Raw genomic sequence first — 3,350 nt, forward strand, 5'->3', positions numbered from 1 at the left:
CGCGGCTTCCGGATCGAACTCGGCGAGGTGGAGGCGGCGTTCACCGCCCACGAGGGCGTCGGCCAGGCGCTCGCGGTGGTCCGCGAGGACCAGCCGGGCGACAAGCGCCTGGTGGTGTACGCCACCGGCAAGGCCACCGACGGCGAGCTGCGCGCCTTCGTCGCGGACCGCCTCGCCGCCTACATGCTCCCGGCCGCCGTGGTCGTCCTGGACAGCCTGCCGGTCACGGCCAACGGCAAGGTCGACCGCAGGGCCCTGCCCGCGCCCGAGTACGCCGGGGCGGCCGAGGGCCGCGCCCCGCGCACCGAGCGCGAGCGGGAGCTGTGCGCCCTGTTCGCCGAGGTGCTGGGCGTGGAGACGGTCAGCATCGACGACCGGTTCTTCGACCTCGGCGGCCACTCCCTGCTCGCCACCCGGCTGGTCAGCCGGATCCGCGCCACCCTCGGCGCGGAACTGCCGATCCGCACGCTGTTCGACGCGCCAACGGTCGCCGCCCTCGCCGCCGTCCTGCCCGGGGGCGAGGCGGCGCCCGCGCCGAAGAAGGCCCGCCCGGCCCTGCGGCCGATGCGCCGCCCGAGCGGCCAGGCCTGACCCGCGGCAGGACGCGGGCCGCGCCACCGGCACGGCCCGCCCCCGCCGCACGACCGCTCCGCACCACCGGGCACCGCAGCCCCACCAGCCACAGCAGCCGTACGTCGCCAGTCGGAGGCAGACCTTGATCCCGTTGTCGTTCGCCCAGCAGCGGCTCTGGTTCATCGAACAGTTCGAGGGACCGAGCTCCCTCTACAACACTCCGTTCGCCCTCCGGCTGACCGGCCGGCTCGACGCCGCCGCCCTCGAAGGCGCGCTCGGGGACGTGGTGGACCGGCACGAGGTGCTGCGCACCGTCTTCCCCACCACCGACGGCCAGCCCCACCAGCACATCCTCACCGAGGGGCGCCCGACCCTGCACCGGGTGCCGGTGGCCGACGAGGCCGAGCTGCCCGGGCTGCTGCACGAGGCCGCCGGGCAGGTCTTCGACCTCGCCGCCGACCTGCCCGTGCGGGCCTGGCTGTACGCGCTGCCCGCGCCGGACGAGCACGTCCTGCTGCTGCTCACCCACCACATCGCCAGCGACGGCTGGTCGGTCGCCCCGCTCTTCCGCGACCTCGCCGAGGCGTACCGGGCCCGGACCACCGGCACCGAGCCGCGGTGGGAGCCGCTGCCGGTGCAGTACGCCGACTACACCCTCTGGCAGCGCGAGCTGCTCGGCGAGGAGGACGACCCGGAGAGTGTCGTCTCCCTTCAACTCGCCTACTGGCGGCAGGAGTTGTCCGACCTGCCGGAGGAGCTGGCGCTCCCCTACGACCGGCCGCGCCCGGCCCGGCCGAGCCGCCGCGGCGGCGCCGCCGACTTCGAGCTGGACGCCGAACTGCACGGCGCGCTCACCGAGTTGGCCTCCGGCCGGCACGCCAGCCTGTTCATGGCGCTGCAGGCCGCGGTCGCCACCCTCTACACCCGCCTCGGCGCCGGCACCGACCTGCCGCTCGGCACCCCCGTGGCCGGCCGCACCGACGAGGCCCTGGACGACCTGGTCGGCTTCTTCGTCAACACCCTGCTGCTGCGCACCGACACCAGCGGCGACCCGAGCTTCCGCGAGCTGCTCGACCGCGTCCGGCGCGCGAACCTGGACGCCTACGACCACCAGGACATCCCCTTCGAGCGCCTGGTCGAGCACCTCAACCCCACCCGCACCCCGGCCCGCCACCCGCTCTTCCAGACCGTCGTCACGCTCAACGCGGAGCAGGCCGGCGACCTCGCCTTCGGCACCGCGACGGGCACCCCGGTCGAGGTCGGCGAGGCGCAGGCCCAGTTCGACCTCAACTTCAACTTCGTCGAGCGGCTCGCGGCCGACGGCACCTGCCTGGGCGTGCGCGCCGCCGTCGACTACGCGGCCGACCTCTTCGACCACGCCACCGCCGTCTCCCTCGCCGAGCGGCTGGTGCGCGTCCTGCGCGCCGCCGTGGCCGCCCCGGACGCCCCGATCGGCGGCATCGAGATCCTCGCCCCGGCCGAGCGCGAGCAGCTGCTCACCGGCTGGAACGGGCCGGCCGCACCGGTCGCCGAGCAGAGCCTGCCCCGGCTGTTCGAGGCCCAGGCCGCCGCCACCCCCGGGGCCCTCGCCCTGGTCTCCGGCACCGAGCGGCTCGACTACGCCGAGCTGAACGACCGCGCCAACCGGCTCGCCGCCCTGCTGCTGGAGCGCGGCCTGACCACCGAGCAGCCGGTCGCGGTGCTGATGGAGCGCTCCGCCGGGCTGCTCACCGCCGTCCTCGCGATCGCCAAGGCGGGCGGCACCTACGTCCCGCTGGACGACCGGCACCCGGCCGAGCGGCTGCGGCGGATCACCGCCGAGACGGCCGCCGCGCTCGTCCTGGTCGACCCGGCGCACCGCGACCACCCGCTGGCCGCCGACGCCCCCTGCCCCGTCCTGCCGCTCACCGAGGGCTGGTTCGACGGTCCGCGCGAGCGGCGCGCCCACCGGGCCGCGCCCCACCCGGAGCAGCTCGCGTACGTGATGTTCACCTCCGGCTCCACCGGGGAGCCCAAGGGCATCGCGATCAGCCACCGGGACGTGGTGCAGCTCGCCACCGACCCGTGCTGGCGGCACGACGAGGGCCTGCGGGTGCTGTTCCACGCGCCGCACGCCTTCGACGCCTCGACCTACGAGATCTGGGTGCCGCTGCTCTCCGGCGGCCAGGTGGTCGTCGCGCCGCGGGGCGACCTGGACGCGGCCGCCATCCGCGGGCTGGTCCGCGAGCACGCGCTCACCCACGTCCACGTCACCGCCGGTCTGTTCCGGGTCATCGCGGAGGAGGACCCGGGCATCTTCGCCGGTGTGCGCGAGGTGCTGACCGGCGGCGACGTGGTCTCCGCCCCGGCCGTGCGCCGGGTGCTGGAGGCCGTCCCCGGCATCGCGGTGCGGGCCCTGTACGGGCCGACCGAGACCACCCTGTGCGCCACCCAGTACCCGATGCCGGACGCCGCGGCGGTGCCGAACGTGGTGCCGATCGGGCGCCCGCTGGCCAACACCCGGCTGTACGTGCTGGACGCCGCGCTCCAGCCCGTCCCGGCCGGAGTGGCGGGCGAGCTGTACATCGCCGGGGCCGGCCTGGCCCGCGGCTACGTCGGCCGCCCGGCGCTCAGTGCCGAGCGCTTCGTCGCCTGTCCCTTCGACGGGGACGGCGGCCGGATGTACCGCACCGGGGACCTCGCCCGCTGGACGGCGGACGGCGTCCTGGAGTTCCTCGGCCGGGCCGACGACCAGGTCAAGATCCGCGGCTTCCGGATCGAACTCGGCGAGGTGGAGG

The 3,350-nt window shown here is 75.8% G+C and carries 1 protein-coding gene and 1 pseudogene; both read left to right on the forward strand.

The genetic code is table 11. The annotated features are described in order from the left end of the window. Positions 1-583: pseudogene (locus AE652_RS43310) on the forward strand (phosphopantetheine-binding protein); the annotation flags it as partial. A gap of 132 nt (positions 584-715) precedes the next feature. Beyond that, a partial coding sequence (locus AE652_RS38155; RefSeq protein WP_159028684.1) for an amino acid adenylation domain-containing protein occupies positions 716-3,350 on the forward strand: 2,635 nt, incomplete at its 3' end.

Origin of the sequence: Kitasatospora sp. MY 5-36 (assembly GCF_001182915.1) — a bacterium.
In the GTDB taxonomy this organism is placed as follows: Bacteria; Actinomycetota; Actinomycetes; order Streptomycetales; family Streptomycetaceae; genus Kitasatospora.